The 19,214-nt window shown below is 62.9% G+C and carries 16 protein-coding genes; 14 read left to right on the top strand and 2 right to left on the bottom strand.

What is annotated here, in order from left to right:
* Positions 1-6 precede the first annotated feature (6 nt).
* The 12 genes from AC1UK9_RS17590 to AC1UK9_RS17645 all read left to right on the top strand — a co-directional run bounded on the left by AC1UK9_RS17590 (position 7) and on the right by AC1UK9_RS17645 (position 13,871).
* A complete protein-coding gene (locus AC1UK9_RS17590) occupies positions 7-1,599 on the top strand; it encodes a GumC family protein (protein WP_473012979.1) in 1,593 nt (530 codons plus the stop codon).
* Positions 1,596-2,687, top strand: a complete 1,092-nt coding sequence (locus AC1UK9_RS17595) for a glycosyltransferase family 4 protein (RefSeq protein WP_025109883.1) — start codon at positions 1,596-1,598, stop codon at positions 2,685-2,687. The genes AC1UK9_RS17590 and AC1UK9_RS17595 overlap by 4 nt, the downstream gene beginning before the upstream one ends.
* Positions 2,684-4,054 carry an O-antigen ligase family protein gene (locus tag AC1UK9_RS17600; protein WP_482578137.1) on the top strand — a complete coding sequence of 457 codons (1,371 nt, stop codon included), beginning with the start codon at positions 2,684-2,686 and terminating at the stop codon, positions 4,052-4,054. Before AC1UK9_RS17595 ends, AC1UK9_RS17600 begins: the two co-directional genes overlap by 4 nt.
* Positions 4,051-5,019, top strand: coding sequence for a glycosyltransferase (locus tag AC1UK9_RS17605; RefSeq protein WP_482578138.1), 969 nt, complete (start codon positions 4,051-4,053; stop codon positions 5,017-5,019). The genes AC1UK9_RS17600 and AC1UK9_RS17605 overlap by 4 nt, the downstream gene beginning before the upstream one ends.
* Positions 5,012-6,148, top strand: coding sequence for a glycosyltransferase (locus tag AC1UK9_RS17610; RefSeq protein WP_482578139.1), 1,137 nt, complete (start codon positions 5,012-5,014; stop codon positions 6,146-6,148). Before AC1UK9_RS17605 ends, AC1UK9_RS17610 begins: the two co-directional genes overlap by 8 nt.
* Before the next feature lie 13 nt (positions 6,149-6,161).
* Complete coding sequence (locus AC1UK9_RS17615) at positions 6,162-7,163, top strand: polysaccharide deacetylase family protein (RefSeq protein WP_482578140.1); 1,002 nt, start codon at positions 6,162-6,164, stop codon at positions 7,161-7,163.
* A complete protein-coding gene (locus AC1UK9_RS17620; protein ID WP_025109878.1) occupies positions 7,160-8,464 on the top strand; it encodes a lipopolysaccharide biosynthesis protein in 1,305 nt (434 codons plus the stop codon). The genes AC1UK9_RS17615 and AC1UK9_RS17620 overlap by 4 nt, the downstream gene beginning before the upstream one ends.
* A complete protein-coding gene (locus AC1UK9_RS17625; protein WP_482578141.1) occupies positions 8,461-10,380 on the top strand; it encodes a hypothetical protein in 1,920 nt (639 codons plus the stop codon). Before AC1UK9_RS17620 ends, AC1UK9_RS17625 begins: the two co-directional genes overlap by 4 nt.
* A 101-nt stretch (positions 10,381-10,481) precedes the next feature.
* Positions 10,482-11,171 (top strand): GNAT family N-acetyltransferase, encoded by a 690-nt coding sequence (locus AC1UK9_RS17630; protein WP_025109876.1) that lies wholly within the window; start codon positions 10,482-10,484, stop codon positions 11,169-11,171.
* 4 nt (positions 11,172-11,175) lie between these two features.
* Positions 11,176-12,360: a GNAT family N-acetyltransferase gene (locus tag AC1UK9_RS17635; RefSeq protein WP_473012986.1), complete on the top strand. Its 1,185-nt coding sequence runs from the start codon at positions 11,176-11,178 to the stop codon at positions 12,358-12,360.
* On the top strand, positions 12,332-13,123 hold the full coding sequence (locus AC1UK9_RS17640; RefSeq protein ID WP_482578142.1) for a ChbG/HpnK family deacetylase: 792 nt from the start codon (positions 12,332-12,334) through the stop codon (positions 13,121-13,123). The genes AC1UK9_RS17635 and AC1UK9_RS17640 overlap by 29 nt, the downstream gene beginning before the upstream one ends.
* A gap of 55 nt (positions 13,124-13,178) precedes the next feature.
* A complete protein-coding gene (locus tag AC1UK9_RS17645) occupies positions 13,179-13,871 on the top strand; it encodes a GNAT family N-acetyltransferase (protein ID WP_482578143.1) in 693 nt (230 codons plus the stop codon).
* A gap of 135 nt (positions 13,872-14,006) precedes the next feature.
* On the opposite strand, the gene AC1UK9_RS17650 is transcribed toward AC1UK9_RS17645, so the two are convergent.
* Positions 14,007-14,813, bottom strand: coding sequence for a class I SAM-dependent methyltransferase (locus tag AC1UK9_RS17650; protein WP_482578144.1), 807 nt, complete (start codon positions 14,811-14,813; stop codon positions 14,007-14,009).
* Between the two features lie 727 nt (positions 14,814-15,540).
* A complete protein-coding gene (locus tag AC1UK9_RS17655; RefSeq protein ID WP_025111240.1) occupies positions 15,541-16,428 on the bottom strand; it encodes a LysR family transcriptional regulator in 888 nt (295 codons plus the stop codon).
* Between the two features lie 130 nt (positions 16,429-16,558).
* On the opposite strand from AC1UK9_RS17655, the gene AC1UK9_RS17660 reads away from it, so the two are divergent.
* On the top strand, positions 16,559-17,575 hold the full coding sequence (locus AC1UK9_RS17660; RefSeq protein ID WP_482578145.1) for an alpha/beta hydrolase: 1,017 nt from the start codon (positions 16,559-16,561) through the stop codon (positions 17,573-17,575).
* A gap of 183 nt (positions 17,576-17,758) precedes the next feature.
* Entirely contained in the window at positions 17,759-19,186 is a 1,428-nt protein-coding gene (locus AC1UK9_RS17665; protein WP_482578146.1) for a mechanosensitive ion channel domain-containing protein, read from the top strand.
* The last annotated feature ends 28 nt before the right edge of the window (positions 19,187-19,214 follow it).

Raw genomic sequence — 19,214 nt, forward strand, 5'->3', positions numbered from 1 at the left:
ACGATCATGAATCCAAAGGAAAACTACCTGCATGAGTTCTTCAGGATCTTCTTCGCCAACAAGCAATTGGTGAAACGGGTCTTCCTGATCTTTGCAGTCATCGCGTTGGTACTGCCGCTGGTGCTCAAACAGAGCTTCGATATCACCGCCCAGGTGATCGTGCAGTCGAAAAAACTTTCCCAGGGTGACGCCACCACGTCACTGACGGTCGATAACGCCACCTTCATTCCGCCGTCACTGGCGGACATGGAAACCGAAAGCAACATCCTGCGGTCGCCGGCGCTGATCCGCCAGACCATCAGCGAGCTGCGCGACAAGGGCGAGTACAACCCACCGGTGGGCGTGTTCGCCAAACTGGTGAGCGACCCGTTCCGGCGCTACGTCTCCTCGCCGCTGCGCCAGTACGTGATCAATCCGCTGCGTAACCTGCTCGGGCTGCAAACCGATCCGGTGCGTGACACCGTGCTCGACGGCCTCACCCAACAGGCCCTCGACAGCCTGAAGATCGAGACCCTGCCCGGCTCCAACGTGATCTCGATCATCTACAGTTTCCCGGATCCGCACCAGGGCACGACGTTTGTCGCCTCCCTGCTGCAAAACTATCTGGTCAGCCGTCAGGCGTTGCAATCGATCGACCTGCCACAATCCTTCTACGAAACCAAGAAGCACCTGTATCAGGTGCGCCTTGATGGGCTGGAAGGCAATCGCCAGGCGTTGCTGGAAAGTGTCGGTTCGTCCGATCCGAAGGAAGAAATCACCTTCCGCCTGAACGCGATCAACACCGAAGAACAAGCCCTGAACCTGTACCAGGATCGTCTGTTGCAGAGCCAGCGCTGGCTCGAATACCTGAAAACCGCACTGGCCGCTGCCAGCACCAACAAGCTCAACGACTACACCTTCCCCTACACCTTCACCACCACTGTCGACAACGTGGCGTTCGAGGACCGGGAAGTCAAACAGTTGGGCGAGCAACTGACCACCCAGGTCAGCCGCTACATGAATGACCTCGCGGTGTTCCAGCCCGGCAGCGAGCCGATGCTGCTGACTCGCGAGCAGATTGCCCGCACCCGTCAGCAGTTCCTCAAAGTGGTGAGCAACCGCATTCAGGAACGCACCAACGACCTGGCCGTGGTGCAACAGGTGATCGACCAGAAAACCGCGCGCATCGCCGACTTCAAGAACCGCATCCATACCCTGCAGCAGACCCAGAGCAAGCTGCGGCAGATGGACACCGAAATCGACGCGCTGCACACGGCGTTCTCGACCTACGCACAGCGCTTTGCCGAAAGCAGCACCGCCGGTTCGCTCAACGACGACCTGTCGAACGCCAAGGTCCTCAGCCCGCCGTTTGAACCGACAGAGCCGGCCTTCCCCAAACCGTTGCTGATCATCCCGTTCGGGCTGTTCACCGGGCTGCTGCTGGCGATTGCCCTGGTCTATGTGCGTGAGTTCTTCGATCACCGTTTCAAACACCCTGCGCAAATCACCCACGAACTGGGCCTGCCCGTGTTGCTGGTGATCAACGACGAGAACGTGCTGCCACGCAATCCGCACAAGAACTGGACCGTGCCAAGCTTCGTGCACTGGGTGCGCAATTGAACACGCTGTCCACCCCGAACGCCGCGCTGCCGATCATTCATTTGCTCAGCAGCGGTGGCTTCTATGGGGCCGAGCGGATGTTGCTCGATCACTGCCTGGCGACACCGGGGCAGCACCAAGTGCTGTTTCTCGATGCACCGCCGGCGTTGATCGCGCGCTTTCGCGAGGCCGGGGTGGACTGTCGTGGTTGTGCCGGGCTCGGCGAATTGTTGCGCCATCTGCGCGCCCGGCGCAGCGAGCAGCCACTGATCAACACCCACAACTTCAAGGGGCTGTTGTTCGGCTGGGTCGGGGCGACGCTGTTGCGTTTGCCGCTGGTCATTACCCAGCACGGCTTCACCCCGCGCAGCCGCAAACAGAAGTTCTACACCTGGCTGAGTCTGCAGCTGTGCCGCACCGCGTCAGTGGATCGGGTGGTGTGCGTGGCCGAGAGTATTGCCGTGCTGCATCGTCAGGCCAGCGTGCAGGCGGCAAAGCTGCAGGTGATCCCCAACGGCTTGCCGGCCGCCGCCGCGCTGGTTTGCAACGTTGACCGCCAGCGCTGGCTGGCCGGTTACGTCGGGCGCTTGAGCAGCGAAAAAGGCCCGGATCTGTTTCTCGATGCTCTGATTCCGTTGTGTCACCAGCATCCGCAACTGGATGCGGTGATGCTCGGCGATGGCCCGGAACGCGAAGCCCTGCAGGCACGGATCGACGCCGCCGGACTGTCACCACGCATACGCCTGCCCGGTTACCAGACCGCCATGCAAGCGTGGTGGCAGCAACTGGATGCGCTGGTGATCAGCTCGCGCACCGAAGGCACGCCAATGATTCTGCTCGAAGCGATGCAGGCCGGCGTGCCGGTGGTGGCGTTCGCTGTCGGCGGTATTCCCGATGTGCTCGAGCACCGGCACAACGGCCTGCTGGCGCCCCCCGCCGACAGCAGCGCCCTCGCCCGTCAGCTCGACAATCTGCTGAACGAGCCGGACCTGGCCCGGCAATTGTGCGACAACGCAAAGCGTACGCAACAGGATCGCTACGACCTCAAGGCCCTGGCCGAACGCTGGTCGCAGCTGTACATCCGCACGGCACGGGAGGCACGCGCATGATTTTCCCGCTCTCGATCGTCACTCTGCTCGGCCTGGTGTGCATCGGTCTGCTCGCCAGCCCTTATCCGTTTCTGGCACCAGGCGCGGTGTTGGGGCTGGTGGGTTTCTCGGTGTTGTACCGCAAGCCAACCTGGGGCCTGCTGGGCATTGCCGCGCTGGTGCCATTCGAAGGTTTCTTCAAGGACAGCACGCTGTCCGGAAGCAAACTGATCGGCGCGTCACTGGCGGTGATCCTGATGCTGCAACTGGCCATGCACCAGACTCCCGGCGAACGCCTGCGCAGCAACCTCTGGCGTTTTCTGTCGTGGTTTCTGGTTCTGTATTTCCTCAGCCTGCTCAACACCGATGACATGGGCATGTCGCTGGGGCATCTACGTGAACTGAGCGTCGGGCTGATCCTGTTTGTCATCACCCTGCTGATCGGCCGCGAACTGAACCTCGATCTGTTCGCCAGACTGGTGACCCTGAGCGTCAGCGCCACCTGCGCCATGGCCATGTTCTCGACCAGATTTCAGGATCAGGGCCGCGCTGCCGGGCTGCTCGAAGACCCCAACGCCTTCGCCCTGCTGATCGCTTTCGCCATTCCGCTGGGGCTGCTGCTGGTGATTCGCGGCCCGAATCTGTTGCATCGTTTGTTCTGGGGCGCCTGCTGCCTGTTGCTGCTCGGCGGCATGACCAAGACCGAGTCGCGCTCCGGGCTGGTGGTGGTGGCCTTGAGTCTGTTGATCGGCTGCTGGCACTACCGCGCCCAACTGACCCGGATCCGCCCACGGCACCTGGGTTTTGCCATGCTGGGTGCGGCCATCGTGATACCGCTGGCGATCTACGCAATGCCTGCCGGTTACATCGCACGCATTCAATCCCTGAGCGTGCTCAGCGCCGGGGCCAAGGGCCACGACGACGAATCCCTCGGTCGCCGTGCTTCGTACATCGTGGTCGGCGGGCAGATGATCCGCGAGAACCCGCTGCTCGGCTCCGGCCCCGGCACCTTCCCGCTGCACTACGCAACCACCGGTTACGCCAAGGCGTTTTCCGCCAACCGCAAGATCGGTGACCTGTACCGCCGTGCCCACAACACCTACCTGGAAATCTTCAGCGAACTGGGGATTCCTGCCGGCCTGCTGTTCGTCGGCATGCTCGGCCTGGGCCTGTACAACCTGATCCGCGCACGCGCCGCGTGGCTGCAACGGCGCGACTGGCAGCAGGCAGACCTGATGACCCACCTGGGCGTGAGTTTCCTGTCGCTGACCCTGTTTTTGATGTTCCTCAGCGCACCCAACCAGAAATACGTGTGGATCATGCTCGCGCTGACCAGCGTCCTGCGCCTCAAAGCCGAACAAGCACCCCTGACCGAGGCCCGCGCATGAATCGGATCAGCATCATCATCCCGATGTACAACGAGGCCCGGCACATCGGCCGCACGCTGCTGGCCGCGCAAAAAGCCGCACATGCCGCCAACATCGAGTGCGAGTTGATTGTGGTCGACAACGGTTCCAACGACGACGGGCCGCACATCGCCCGCCAGTTCGGCGCGCAAGTGCTGGTGCTGCCGGGCTTGTTGATCGGCGCCTTGCGCAATCGCGGCGTACTGCTGGCGAGCGGCCAGTGGATCGCGTTCATCGATGCCGACGTCGAGATGCCCGAAGACTGGCTCAAGCCATTGTTCGAACTGGAAGCCGGTGCTCAGGCCGACGTGTTCGGCCTTGACCTGCATACCCCCGCCGCCGCGCCGTGGTACGCCACCGCCTGGCAACGGCGCACGCTGCGGCCGTCGAGCCAGGCGTCGCACACGGTGGACTGGCTGCCCAGCTCCAACCTGCTGATGCGGCGGCGCTGGTTCGACAAGGTCGGCGGCTTCAACGAACACCTGCGCACCGGCGAAGACAAGGAGTTCACCCTGCGCCTGAGTGAACAAGGCGCGCGGCTGCTGGCGGTGAACAGCAACGTGGCCCTGCACTGGGGCTACGAAATGAACTGGCGCGAGTGGATGGGCAAGGAGATGTGGCGTCAGGGCAGTCATCTGCAGCTGCTGCGCACCCACGGTTTCAGCCTGCGCCTGCTGCGGTTTCCGATGCTCTCGCTCGGCGCATGGCTGCTCGACTTGCTGGCCATTTCTGCGCTGCTCAACGGTTTCCCGCATCACGCAGCAGTCATGGTGCTGTTGACGACGATACCGGCGCTGGTGCTGAGCATTCGTCAGAGTTCACGCCATCACGACCTGAGCCTGACCCTGCAACTGTGGGGCCTGCACTGGGTGCGCCTGCATCTCGCGGGTGCGGCATTCATTCTCAATCTGTGTCATTGGAACGCCAGGAGGCCTGCCCGTGGCTGAATTCATTTTCTGGATGTGCCTGCTGCTGCCGGTGTACGCCTATCTGGGCTACCCGCTGCTGCTGAGCCTGCTGGCGCCGTTGTTCCCGGCCTGGCGCCATGCCCCGGCGCCGCCGCTGAACATCAGCATCGTGATCGCTGCGCACAACGAGGCGCGGCACATCGAGCACAAGTTGCGCACACTGCTGGCGCAGGATTATCAGCCGGCCACGTTGCAGATCATTCTCGCCAGCGACGGCTCCACCGACGACACCGTGGCCTGCGCGCGCAAGGTGATTGATTCGCGGATCACCGTGCTCGACCTGCCGCGTCAGGGCAAGGCGGCGACGCTGAACGCCGGTGTGGCACTGGCCACCGGCGACATCCTGGTGTTCACCGACGCCGACAATCAATGGTCGCGCGAAACCCTCGGCTACCTGCTGGCGCCACTGGGCGATCCCGGCGTCGGCGCCTGTGCCGGACACATGGTGATTCCGGTGACCGGCACCGGCTTGAGCGTCGGCGACAGCCTGTACCGGCATTACGAAGGCTGGCTGCGCCGGGTCGAGAATCGCACCGGTTGCATGGTCTCGGCCGACGGTGCCCTGCTCGCCCTGCGCCGCGAGTTGTTCCAGAGTGTGCCGGCGGAGGTCAACGACGATTTCTTTCTGAGTACCTGCGCACCGGTCGCCTTCAAGCGCATTGTGTATGTGCCCGAGGCGCAAGTGATCGACCACGGAGTCGACGAAGCGGACAAACAGTTCCGCCGCCGTCAACGCGTGACCGTCGGTGGCCTGCAAAGCCTCGCCCAGCGCAGTGAGCTGCTCAACCCACTCAAGCATGGCCTGTATTCGATTGCGCTGATCAGCCACAAGCTGATCCGCCGCCTGGCGCCGATCCTGCTGCTGCCGTTGCTGCTGAGCAACTTCTGGCTGTGGGACGACCACGGTTTCTATCGAATGGCCCTGATCGCACAGCTGTTCGGCTACGCCGTGGCGATTGCCGGACTGCTGGATTCACAACACCGGTTACCCAAACCGTTCCGCCTTGCGGCCTTCCTGCTGGTGACACTGGCAGGCATGAGCATCGGCCTGTGGCAGTTCCTGCGCGGCCACCGTTACGCCCAATGGAACCCTGAACAAAACCGTTGAGAGGACTCAAGCCATGGCGATCAAACAACTAATAAAACGCACCAGTGGCTGGCTTTACCTCAACTCCCCCGTGGGACGAAATCAGTTGCACGGTGCCGGGGTGATCCTGATGTTGCACCGGGTGCTGGCCAATGACCGCGCCGCCGACCTGCCGCACCGCAATGAACTGTGCGTCGGGCCAAAAGCCTTCGAGCACTTGCTGGTGTGGCTGCGTCGGCATTTCGACTGCGTGCCGTTGATGGACATCCTTGCACCCACCTCACTGCGCAGCGAACGCCCACGGGTAGCGCTGACCTTCGACGACGGCTGGCGCGACAACGCAGTCAACGCCTTCCCGTTGCTGCAAAAACATCAGGTGCCGGCGAGCATTTTTCTCTCCACCGATTTCATCGGCAGCCGCCAGCGCTTCTGGTGGGAAAGCCTTGGCGAAACCTTGTGGGGCAGCCATGGCGAGAAAGCGCGCATGCACTTGATCGAGTGCCTGCACGTGATCCACCACCCGCTGCCGGTACTGGTGGACGACATTGATGTCGACCGGCGCAGCCTGTCGCTGCTGCATTACCTGCAAAGCCTCAAAGATCTGGAGCCGGCGATGCTCGAACGGCTGACCGACGAATGCCCGCCCGAAGCGCAGCCGCAAGCGCTGGACTGGCATCAGGTGCGGGCGCTGGAAGCCTCGGGGCTGGTGCGTTTCGGCCCGCACGGCGCCAGTCACGCGATCCTCACGGGGCTGGACGACGTGCGTCTGAACGAGGAAATCAGCCGCAGCCGTGATGCCTTGAACAACGGCTGCAATCGGCCGCTGCCGGTCTACTGCTACCCCAACGGTAACAACGACGAACGGGTACGCAAGCAGATAGCCGAACACGACTACCCGTTCGCCCTGGGTACCGCCACCGGTATCTATCGCGGCGAAGGCGATCCGTTGAACCTGCCGCGTTTCGGCGTCAGCCAGCGCACCGCGCGCAATCCGGAGCTGCTGTCGTGGCGCATCTTTCGTGGAAACCGGCCATGAGCCGCAGCCACTACCTCAAGCATTTGGCGCTGAGCATGGGCACCAAACTGGCGATGATCGCCCTGCGTTTGCTGCGCAACGTGCTGTTGGCGCGGATCCTCGGCCCCAGCGAACGCGGGCTGTTCGCGCTGCTCAGCACCCTGCCGGACTTGATCAGCGCCGCGACCAGCGGCGGGCTGAATTCAGCCGTCGGCTATCAGGCGGCCAAACAACGGCCGATGGGCCTGCTGCTGAGTCAGGTGCTGGTGTTCGGGTGTCTGCTCGCCGCGCTGCTGACCTTGCTGGTGGTGGCGCTGGTGCGCGAATTCGGTAGCGAGCTGGATGTGACCGTGCAACTCGGGCTGCTGGCCTGGCTGTTGCTGCTGGCGGTGCCGCTGACTGTACTGAAAAGCGGCCTGCTGACCCTGCACAATGCGTCCGGCGGCGTGGTCGCCTTCAACGCCTTGCGCCTGACCGAATCGCTGGCACCGCTGTTGCTGTTTCTTGCGCTGTTCTGGATGTGGAAAAGCGCCGCACTGGAAGCGGCACTGATCAGTTGGCTGGCCGGGATCAGCCTGGTGGTGCTGGCCGGTTGGGTCTGGCTCAAACGCGCACAACCACTGCGCCTGCAATGGGACCGCGCCAGCCAGAACGAACTGCTGCGCTACAGTGCCCGCAGCCATCCGGACCTGCTGTTCCAGCAAGTGATTCTGCGTTCGGATTACCTGTTCATTGGCGCCCTGCTCGGCAGCACCGCACTGGGTCATTACGCGATGGCCAGCGCTGCTGCCGAACTGCTGTTGATCGTCCCGGAGGCGGTGACCACACCGCTGATGAAACGCCTGCTGCAACAGGATGAAGGCATGGACAAGGTCACCCCGCTGGCGCTGCGCTTGACGGCCACGGTGATGCTCGGCGCGTGCCTGTGCATGGCGTTGATCGGCAACTGGCTGATCGTCACCCTGTTCGGCATCGCCTACCAACCGGCGTATCCGGCGCTGCTCGCGTTGCTGCCGGGGCTGCTCGGGCTGTGCTATGCAAGCATCCTGCGTCTGGATCTGCTGGGGAAAAACCGTCCCGGCACGGTGTCGCTGTTGATGGGCCTGGGTGCCCTGCTCAATCTGGCGCTGAACCTGGTGCTGATTCCGGCCTACGGCATCGTCGGCGCGGCAGCGGCTTCGTCGATTGCCTATCTGGCGGTGACGGTTGCGATGCTGGTGTTGTACTGCCGTTTGAGCGGTGTGGCGTTCTGGCAAACCCTGATCATCCTGCCCAGCGATGTCGCGCCAATGTGGCAGATGTTGCAACGGAAGGCCGCATGAAACGCCTGCTCCTGCTGCTCGGTCTCGGCCTGTCGCTGGACGCCTTTGCCGCGTCGATGCGCTGGGGCGAGATCCGCGACGGCAGCCTGTACCTGCAAACCGATCGCCCGGACACCGTGACCGTGCGCTGGACGCCCGCGTGGCAGGCCGACGCCAACGAAGAGCACCTGTACCTGCTTGATGGCCAGGGCAAATTGCAGGGCGAGCGCGTGATCAAGGCCAGCGAAACCCGTGGCACGCAACGCTGGCCGCTGCTGCCGGGTGCCGCCAGTTATCGCCTGGAAATCCCCGGCTACAGCTTCCGCAATTACCGCGTCGAACACGATGACCACACCGTGGCGCTGTTCGAGCCGGCCAAGGTGCATTTCAGCGCCCAGACACAGCAGGGCGACGAGTTGTATTTCAAGGTCGCTCCGGGGGAACATGCGGTGTTGGCCGGCAAGTTTCACGGCGGGGTCAACGCCCTGCAGGCACAGCGGGTTGGCGATGACCAACCCCTGACGCTGACACTCAAACCCTATCGCGCCTATTGGCAGTTCGACCAAGTGGCGTTGCCGGTCAGCGAACGCGAACAGGTCTGGCGCCTGCGCCTGCAAGGCAGCGGCAAAGCGGCGTTCTGGCTCGACGGCACGGCCAACCGGTTCGCGCAGAACCCGCAGCAACTGCAACCCCTGCGCGAGGACGCCGGGCAGACCCGTTTGACCCTGCACGACAAAGTGCTCGGGCGCACGCCGGACCTGGGCATCGCCCTGCCCTACGTGCTGCCGCCCAACGCCAGCCATGCCGCGCTGGATGCACTGAAACCGACGGCGGCCAGTTACTACAGCTTTGTCGATGTCACGGCGAAGAACCCGCATTTCGAAGACGCGTTCCGCAAAGTTTATCAGGATCGCTTCGGCATCCGACAGGACATCACCCTGCTCGCCGGCAGTCAGCGCCAGGCCGACTTGCGCGCCGACGTGCAAAGCAACAACGGCCTCGATGCCTGGCTTGCCGCTACCCGGGCATTGGGCGGTAAAGGCACCCACTACATTGGTTTCGCCGACGAGCCGAACCTCAACTATTCGAGCTTCGAGCAATACCGGGCGATTTTCACCAGCATGGCCAGGCAAGTGCGCAGCGATCCGGCAAACGCCAGGGCCGGCGTGCGCATCGCCATGCCGGCCAGTTCGCGGCTGGTCAACGGGCCGTTCGCCGACAACGCGGCAGACAAGCGCGGCATCGACTGGGCGCGGCGCCTGCTGAGCGAATCGGCCGATCAGGTTGACGCGCTGGCGTGGCACGAATGGATGATCCGCGACCTGCTCGCCACCCGCGTCTACCGCGACAGCGTGCGCCGCGCCGCCGAACTGGTCGGCCTCGACGCCCACGGCCAGCCGCGCAAGGCCTTGCTGCTGGACCAGACCAATCTGTCGAGCGGCTCCAGCCTCAGCCCCTACGATCAGGAAACCCACTACGCCTCGCTGTGGTGGGCCTCGGTGGTGATCAACGCCTCGCAGGACGGTTTGCTGAGCATGCTCAACTGGTTTCAGGCCGCCGACGAGCCGCAGTACCCCAAGGGCATGATACGGGTGTCGGGCGACGATCGCTTCGCGCTGAAACCGGTCGGTCTGGCCCAGCAGTTCATCGCACAGCACTGGCTGCAACAGGTGTTGTGGCTGGAAAACGATGCGTTTGAAGTCGATGTGCTGGCGATGGCCGGTGACGACCAGCGCGGCCTGCTCGGCGTGAACAAAGGCACGCGGTTGCAGCGTGTCGACCTGAGCGGCGCCAAGTGCCCGCTGAACAACGGTGCGTTGCGTTATTTCGGTGCGGATAACCGCAGCCGCGACGCGCCATTTGCCTGCCGCGACGGACGCGTCAGTTTCGACTTGCCAGGGGAAACCCTGTTTGCGCTGAGCTGGAGCGCGTCATGAACCCAATCCCGATCAGTCATGAGCAACGTCAGGCAAACACCGATTCTGTGGCAAAGGGGCTTGCCACAGAGTTTGTCTGCCGGAACGCCGGAGTACAGAACATGGGTATCGTCAGCAAACTCAGCCAGCACATCAAACAAAAAGGCCTGCGCGCCACCCTTGGCAAAGCGTGGAAGCACTACGTGTTTTTCCATCAGGAACTGCTGTGGATGGAGCGCGACCTGGTCAGCCCGGTGCCGCCGCACAGCCTCAAACCCTATGCGCCGCTGCGGGTGGTGAAGATCAGCGCCGACAACGCCAGCGCATTCTCCCGCTATTTCGGCGACCGCGTCGCGACCATGGCCGAACTGGCCAACGAAGGGCACACCGGGCACATGCACCTGGACGATCAGGGCGATGCCGTGGCGTTCATCTGGGGCAGCGCGCGGGACTATTTCGACCGGCACTACTACGGCTGCATGTTCCCGGTAAAAACCGGCGAGTTCTTCGAATTCGGCGGCGAACTGACCCGCGCCTACTGGGGCACCGAACTCTCGGTGGACCTGCAACTGGAGCTGTGGAAAGCCATGGCGCAACAGGGCTGCGACAAGGTCGTGGACGTCTGCGAGTTCCACAACGTCCCGGCGCTCAAACTGCACCTGCGCATGGGTTACACCGAGCAAGGGCGGATCATGAACGTCTATACCCTGTTCGGTCGCTGGCATTTCTACCGCGAAAGCCGTTACAGCGGCTCGCGCCTCGATGCATTGCGCAAACCATCCCGTCCACCTGTCCAAGCAACGGCGGCCTGAGCCCATGACGGCGCGATTCGAATGGCGCACCTCGCTGTGCGCCGCCGACTTCCCGGCAGCAGCGTATGAAGCGCTGCGCCTGCGGGTGACGGACCACACGCCATTCAACAACCTCGGCTGGTTGCGTGCGGCGCAGTTGACCCTCGGCGAGGGAGAACGGTTGCACATTCTGCTGGGTTGGGAAGCGGATGAATTGCGCCTGTGCCTGCCGCTGGTGGCGGGTCATGAGCGCTTTGCCGGGGTGCCGTTGCGGGTCCTGCATCATCTGGGCTATCCACTGGCCGACCGCCTGGCGCTGCTGTCGCTGCTCGATGGCAACGACATGCGCAAGGCCTTGCGGCTGATCCGCCAACGGCTGCCCCACGCGCTTCTTCAACTCAATGAATTGTCCGAGCCGTCGGGGGAAGAAAGCGCGCTCACTCAATGGATGGCTGCCAGCTCCACCGGCGAGCGACGTTTGAGTTGCCGAGTGCCGGTGCACCTGATCAGCGAGGCCGATCAGCAGGAAGTCTCCGGCGACCCGCGCTACAAGCTGCGCCGCGCGCGCAAACGGATTGCCGCGTGTGGCGCCGAGGTGCGGCGGATCACCCCCGACGCGTTGAGCATGCCACCGCTGCTGAAGATACTCGGCGAAGTCGAAGCGGTGAGCTGGAAAGGTGACGAAGGCGTGGGAATTTTTGCCAGCGAGCGCAGCCGGCAATGCATCGAAAATGCCTTCACCGCCCTCGCCGCCCAAGGCCTGGTGCGCGTGGTAACGCTGGAACTCAACGGGCGTTGCATCAGCTATCGCCTCGGCCTGCTCGAACAAGGCCGATTGTACGATTACAACCTCGCGTTCCTGCCGCCATACGCCGATCTGGGCAGCGGCCGGGTGCTGCTGGAGGAATGGATTCGCTGGGGGCTGGACGAGCACTGGCGCTGGATCGATGCCTCGCGGGTCAGCCTGGAAAACTCCAGCCACCAACTGCACGAACGCCTGACCGGACAAATCGACCACTGGCGCTGGAGCTTCTATTCCTGGCGCCCCAGCGGTCTGCTGCTGGGGCTGGGGTTGCGCCTCTGGCATCGCCTGAAACCGACGGTGCAGCAATGGCGGGCGCGGCGGGCGGCCAAACCCGCCGTGGCGCCCGAACCTGTCGTCATCACCACGGAGGGCGATCATGCCTCGCCAAGTCATAGTCAACGCTGACGACTTCGGTCTCAGCCCGAATGAAAACGCGGTGATCTTCGCGGCGTTTCAGGCCGGGGTCATCAGCAGTGCCACGGCCATGGCCAACATGCCCGCATTCGAAGCGGCCTGCGCCATGGCCCGGCACGCGTCGCTGCAGGGGCGGGTCGGGTTGCATTTCAACCTGACATACGGCCGGCCGCTGAGTGCGTCGATCCTGCGCAGTCGCACCTTCTGCGACGGCCACGGCGTGTTCGACCTCAGCCTGCCGCGCCACAGCCTGTGGCTGAACCGTGAAGATCGTGACGCGGTGCGCGAAGAGTTGCAGGCGCAGTGGCAGCGCTGTGTCGAGCATGGCGTGCGCCCGAGCCACATCGACTCGCATCAGCACGTACACAACATCTGGCCGATCGGCGAGATCGTCGCGCGGTTTGCCGCCCACCAAGGCGTGCCGATTCGCCTGGCGCGCAACCTGGGGCAGAACCTCAGCCTGCCCAAACGCGTGTTCAAAGGTTTGCTCAACTGGCGCTTGCAGAGTCTGGCCGGTGCCACGGCGGACTACGTCTGTACACCAGTGGACTTGCGCAACGACCCCGCGCCGACCGACGGCGTGCTGGAAATCGTCGCGCACCCCAATCAGCTCGGGAGCGATTTCGGTGATGCCTACCTCAACCCCGCAGAGTCCCTGAGCCGCGTGCTGGAGCAGCGGCTGACGGGTGTGCCACGGGTGTCCTATGCCGATCTGAACAAGGACTTTTTACGGGGTGCGGCGGCACTCGATTGATTCATCCCCACAACAGCAACATCCACCAGACCGGGCCTCGGCCACGGAGGGCAACATGAACGTCATCGGAAAATTGCGTGATCGTATCCGTCAAAAAGGCTTTCGCCATTTCTTCGCCAGTCTGTGGAAGCGCTACGTGTTCTTCCACTGGGAACTGCTGTGGATGGAGCGCGATCTGGTGACCCCGGTGCCGCCGCACAAACTGCGTCCGTACGAAGGTTTGCGCAAAGTCGATATCACGCCGTTGAACACAGCAGCTTTCGCCAAGCATTTCGGAGACCGCGTCGAAACCATGGCCGAACTCGCTGCCGAGGGCCACACCGGACACATGTATCTGGATGCCGATGGTCATGCGGTGGCGTTCATCTGGGGCAGTATTCGCGACTACCACGACCGTCACTATTACGGCTGCTGGTTCCCGGTCAAACCCGGTGAATTCTTCGAGTTCGGCGGCGAGATGGCCCGGCCGTATTTCGGCACCAGTCTGTCGGTGGACGTGCAGGTCGCCCTCTGGGAAGCCATGGCCGCCCAAGGCTGCCACACCGTCGTGGACACCTGCGAAACCCGCAACATCCCGGCAATGAAACTGCACATCCGCATGGGCTACCACGAACAGGGGCGCATCACCCACGTCTACGGCCTGTTCGGCCGCTGGCGCTTCTACCGCGAAAGCCGCTATGACGGCTCTCGGCTGGAACCGCTGCGCAAACCGGAGCGGCCGGGGGTGAGTGCAGCGGCGCAGGCTTGAATCAATCGTAAAGCGATGGCAGCCATTCGGCCGCCATCGCGAGCAGGCTCGCTCCCACATTGGAGCGGTGTCGTACACAAATCCCTGTGGGAGCGAGCCTGCTCGCGATGAGGCCGGCTGGAGCGATGGAAAGCTTCAGGCCTTGCTCGCGACCAGAGTGAAGCACAGCGGCATCTGCGCTGGCTGATTCAGGTACTGGTCATACACCTCTTCCCGGTTCGAATGCGGGTATTCCTTGAAATGCGCGATGTTCAGCCCGGCCGCGATGGCGCCGCTGAAGATCGCGCCGAGGGTGTGCACGAACCAGTAGGACTTGGCCGCCTGCTGCTCGACCTTGCCGACGTAGACGATCGGCGCTTCCTGCACGAACGGCTCGGCGCGGAAGTAAGAAGTGGCGAGGCGGTACGGGTCTTCGCCGTCGGGGTCGACCATTTCCAGAAACGGATGGGTTTCGTAGATCACCAGTTTGCCGCCCGGCTTGAGGGTCGAGGCGACATGGCGGAAGAACTCGCCGATATCGGGCATCCAGTTGAGGACGCCGATGGTGATCAGCGCCACGTCAAAGCGGCTGTGCAGCGAGGCCGGAAGATGATGGACATCGGCTTCGATAAATTCGGCGTCGTACGGCGAGCGCTGATTCAACTCGCGGGCCTGTTCGAGGAAGGCACTCGACTGATCGACCCCGACCACCGCTCGCGCGCCGAGAGCAAACAGCGACAGGCTTTCGCGGCCGTTGTTGCAACCCAGTTGAATCACCGCTTTACCGTCCACACCGACCTGTTCCAGCAGGCCGCGCAAGGTGTCGTCGAAGCAGGAGAAATCAGCCCGTGACACGTCGTTCAACAGCGCTTGCCATTCCACCGACTCACGGTGATGGCGAGCGGAGTCGTTCCACGCCTGTCGATTGCTGTCGATGGCGGTTTTATTGTTGGGCACTTCCATGGCGCACTCCGGATACTGCTCGTGATTGAGCGGTGTCGAGTCTAGATCAGCCTGACAATGCGGGTTGTTACGAACTTGTAAGCCGTCGCACGCCCCCTGTGGGAGCGGGCTTGCTCGCGAAGGCGTCGGCACAGCCAACATCTTCATCGCCTGAACCACCGCTTTCGCGAGCAGGCTCGCTCCCACAGGTTTTATGGAGTAGGCAAATCTTGCGTTCTGGCTGAACTCTTGTGGGAGCGGGCTTGCTCGCGAAGGCGTCGGCACAGCCAACATCTTCATCGCCTGAACCACCGCTTTCGCGAGCAGGCTCGCTCCTACAGGTTTTGTGGAGTATACAAATCTGGCGGTCTAGCTGAACTCTTGTGGGAGCGGGCTTGCTCGCGAAGGCGCCGGCACAGCCAACATCTTCATCGTCTGAACCACCGCTTTCGCGAGCAAGCCCGCTCCCACAGGTTTTGTGGAGTAGGCAAATCTTGCATTCTGGCTGAAATCTTGTGGGAGCGGGCTTGCTCGCGAAGGCGCCGGCACAGCCAACATCTTCATCGCCTGAACCACCGCTTTCGCGAGCAGGCTCGCTCCTACAGGTTTTGTGGAGTATGCAAATCTTGCGTTCTGGCTGAACTCTTGTGGGAGCGGGCTTGCTCGCGAAGGCGTCGGCACAGCCAACATTTTCATCGTCTGAACCACCGCTTTCGCGAGCAGGCTCGCTCCCACATTTTTGGCGTGGTCACATCTGATTCAGGCGTTCGCGCAGGAATTCGACAAGCGCCTGCACCGGCCGCGAGGCCTGGCGATGTTGCGGATACACCGCCGACAGGGTCAGCGGCTCAGGCCTGTAGTCATCAAGGACCGGCAGCAGCCGCCCGTCGTTCAGCGCCGCGCCAACGATGAACGTCGGCAGATAAGTGATCCCCATCCCCTGCACCGCCGCATCGCGCAGCAACTCGCCGTTGTTCACCCGCATGCGCCCGGTGACGTTCACCAGCAACGGCTTGCCCTGCCCCGCGTTGAAACGCCACTGCACCGAACGACCGTGCCCGTAAGGCAGGCAGTCGTGGCTGTGCAGGTCTTCGGGTTTGAGCGGTGTGCCGCGTTCGGCCAGGTACGCTGGGCTCGCGCAGTACACCCGCTCGATGGATGCGATGCGCCGGGCAATCAGCGTCGAGTCCTCCAGCACACCGATACGCAACGCCAGGTCGTAGCCTTCGCCGAGCAGGTCCACCGGGCGGTCGCTCAAATCCACCTCCACCGTGACCTCGCGATAGCGCTGCAGGAACAGTGGCAACAGGCAGCCCAGATGCGCCACGGCAAACGACAGCGGCGCACTGACGCGAATGGTCCCGCGTGGCTCGGCGGTCTGGCCGGCGATGCCTTGTTCGACCTGCTCGACTTCGCCCAGCAGACGCAATGCCGATTCGTAATAACTCTGGCCCAGTGGCGTGACGTCGAGACGCCGCGTGGAGCGGTTCAACAACCGTACACCGAGACGCTCTTCAAGCTGCATCAAACGGCGGCTGACGAACTGCTTGGACAGGCCCAACTGATCAGCCGCCGCAGTAAAGCTGCCGGAGTCCATGACCTGACAAAAAATACGCATGTCTTCGAACGGGTTCATTGTCACTCTCTGGTAGACAGTCAAACGCTTTATAGCCGCTTTTTCACTTTTCGACAGCTCATTAATCTGTGCTCACGGTTTGAAAACAGCCCGCCACCACACAACAAACTCTCGAAAAAAGGAATTGAGCATGAACCTCACCAAAACCCTGACCGCGTCCCTCCTCGCCCTGTCCATCGGCAACGCTTTTGCCGCCGGCAGCCCGGGTGTCGAACACCACACCCAGGCGTTCCTCGAAGCCCTCGCCGCCGGCGGTGGCAAACCGCTGGAACAACTGAGCCCGAAGGATGCCCGCGCGGTGCTGACCGGTGCGCAAGCGTCGGTAAAAGTCGACCTGTCCGGGGTTGAAGTCAGCGACAAGGCGATCACCGTCGATGGCCAGGTGATCAACCTCAAAGTGGTGCGTCCGGCCAAGGTCAAAGGCGAGTTGCCGGTGTTCATGTTCTTCCACGGTGGCGGTTGGGTGTTGGGCGATTACCCGACGCACCAACGCTTGATTCGCGATCTGGTGGTGGGTTCTGGAGCGGTCGCGGTGTACGTGGATTACATGCCATCGCCGGAAGCACAGTACCCGACGGCGATCAATCAGGCTTACGCCGCGACCCAATGGGTGGCTGAACATGGCAAGGACATTGGCGTCGATGGCAAGCGTCTGGCGGTGGCCGGCAACAGCGTCGGCGGCAACATGGCGGCGGTCGTGGCGCTGATGGCCAAGGAACAGAAAACCCCGGCCCTGCGCTTCCAGTTGCTGATGTGGCCGGTGACCAACGCACAGTTCGACGACGGCTCGTACCAGCAGTTTGCCGAAGGGCATTTCCTCACCAAAGGCATGATGCAGTGGTTCTGGGACAGCTACACCACCAACGCTGCGGAGCGTGCGCAGATCCACGCCTCGCCGCTCAACGCCAGCAGCGAACAGCTCAAGGGCTTGCCCGCGGCGCTGGTGCAGACCGCCGAGTTCGACGTGCTGCGTGATGAGGGTGAAGGCTATGCGCGGCATCTGGATGCGGCGGGTGTGCCGGTGACCTCGGTGCGGTACAACGGGATGATTCATGACTTTGGCTTGCTCAATCCGCTGAGTCAGATTCCGGAAGTCAAAGCGGCTGTGCGGCAGGCGGCGGCTGAGCTGAAGACACATCTGAACTGATGCCTTCGCCACACAACCTTGTGTGGCGAATCCATTCGACTGTGGCGAGAGCGCTTGACCCCGTTCGACTGCACAGCAGTCGCGAAGGCATTTTGGGGTTGCTTCACAACCCAACGGGGGCAAGCGCCTTCGCCACGCTTTTGCCCTGCCAGACCGCCCATCCACGTTTTGCCGGAGCATGCCATGTCTTTCCTCCTTACCCATCCACTGTCCTGGAGCGCCGCCTTGCTCCTGCTCGATGCCCTGCTCTGGCACCTCGCGCCGTTCAAACATCGCGCACCGAGAGTCGGCATGCGGCTGGTGCTGTTTCTTGGTTTCAGTGCACTGATCATCAATGCCGGCATCAGCCCGTTGCTGGCGCCGGTGTTTGCCGATGACCGCGTCGCGCAACTTGGCGCGACCGCGCTGGGGATTGTCTGGTGGCTGTACGCCGCGCGCGTATTGACTGAAGTGATCGGCCTGGCACTGATGCGGCGTATCGGCCACAGCGGTCGGCTGTTGCAGGACGTGATTGGCGCGCTGGTGTTTCTGGCAGCGATCGTCGCGGCCGCCGGTTATGTGCTGGAGCTGCCGGTCAAGGGTTTGCTGGCGACTTCCGGGGTGGTGGCGATCGTCGTCGGCCTGGCACTGCAAAGCACCCTGAGCGACGTGTTCTCCGGAATCGTGCTCAACACCACCAAGCCGTATCAGGTGGACGATTTCGTAGTGATCGACGGCGTCGAGGGCAAGGTACTCGACATCGACTGGCGCGCCACGCACCTGCTGACCAGCACCGGCACTCTGGCCGTGGTGCCGAACTCGGTGGCGGCCAAGGCGAAGATCGTCAATCTCAGTCGTCCGACCAACCTGCACGGCGTCTCGATCAGCATCAAGGTGCCGAATCATATCCGCCCACGGCGGGTGCTCGACGCCCTCGACCGCACACTGCAGGGCAGCAGCAGCCTGCTGTTGAACCCGCCGCCCAAAGCCGTGTTGAAAGAGGCCGGGGAAGAGACGTCGGAGTACGTCGCCAGCGGCTTCATCAGTGAACTGGGCAAGAAAGGCGAGGTGCGTAATCAACTGTTCGACCTCGCCCACCGTCATCTCGAAGCCGCAGGTATTTCCCGACACCCCGATGGCGTGATCGAGCCTTCGACCCGCGCCCGGGCGCTGCTCGATGAAGTAAAAGTCTTCCGCTCGTTGAGTCATGAGGAACGCGATCGCCTTGCTGAATCGATGGTCGCGCAACAGTACGCCGCCGGTCAGGTGGTGCTGGGTCTGGATGAGATCCCCGAGAGTCTGTTTGTGATCGCCACTGGCGTGGTCAGCGCGACCGTGCCCGATGGCAATGGCCAGACCGAAGCCGGGCGCATGGGGCCGAGCGAGGTCATGGGCGAACAGAGCATCCTCGCCGACACGCCGTCGCAGGCCACGTTCACGGCGTTGACGTCGAGCATCATCTATCGCCTCGATAAAGCCCTGACCCGCCAATGCATGGAGCAACGCAGCGCAGTCGGCCAGGCGCTGAACAAACTGCAGGCCGTGCGGCAGCAGAACAGCCGCCTCGCGTTGATGGCGAAACCGGCGCCGATGCGCAAGGGTGGGTTTCTCGGTTGGCTGCAGAAGCGCTGACAGCAAAAAATCGCAGCCATGCGGTCTC

This window comes from Pseudomonas sp. AK-TSAG1-1 (assembly GCF_056821665.1).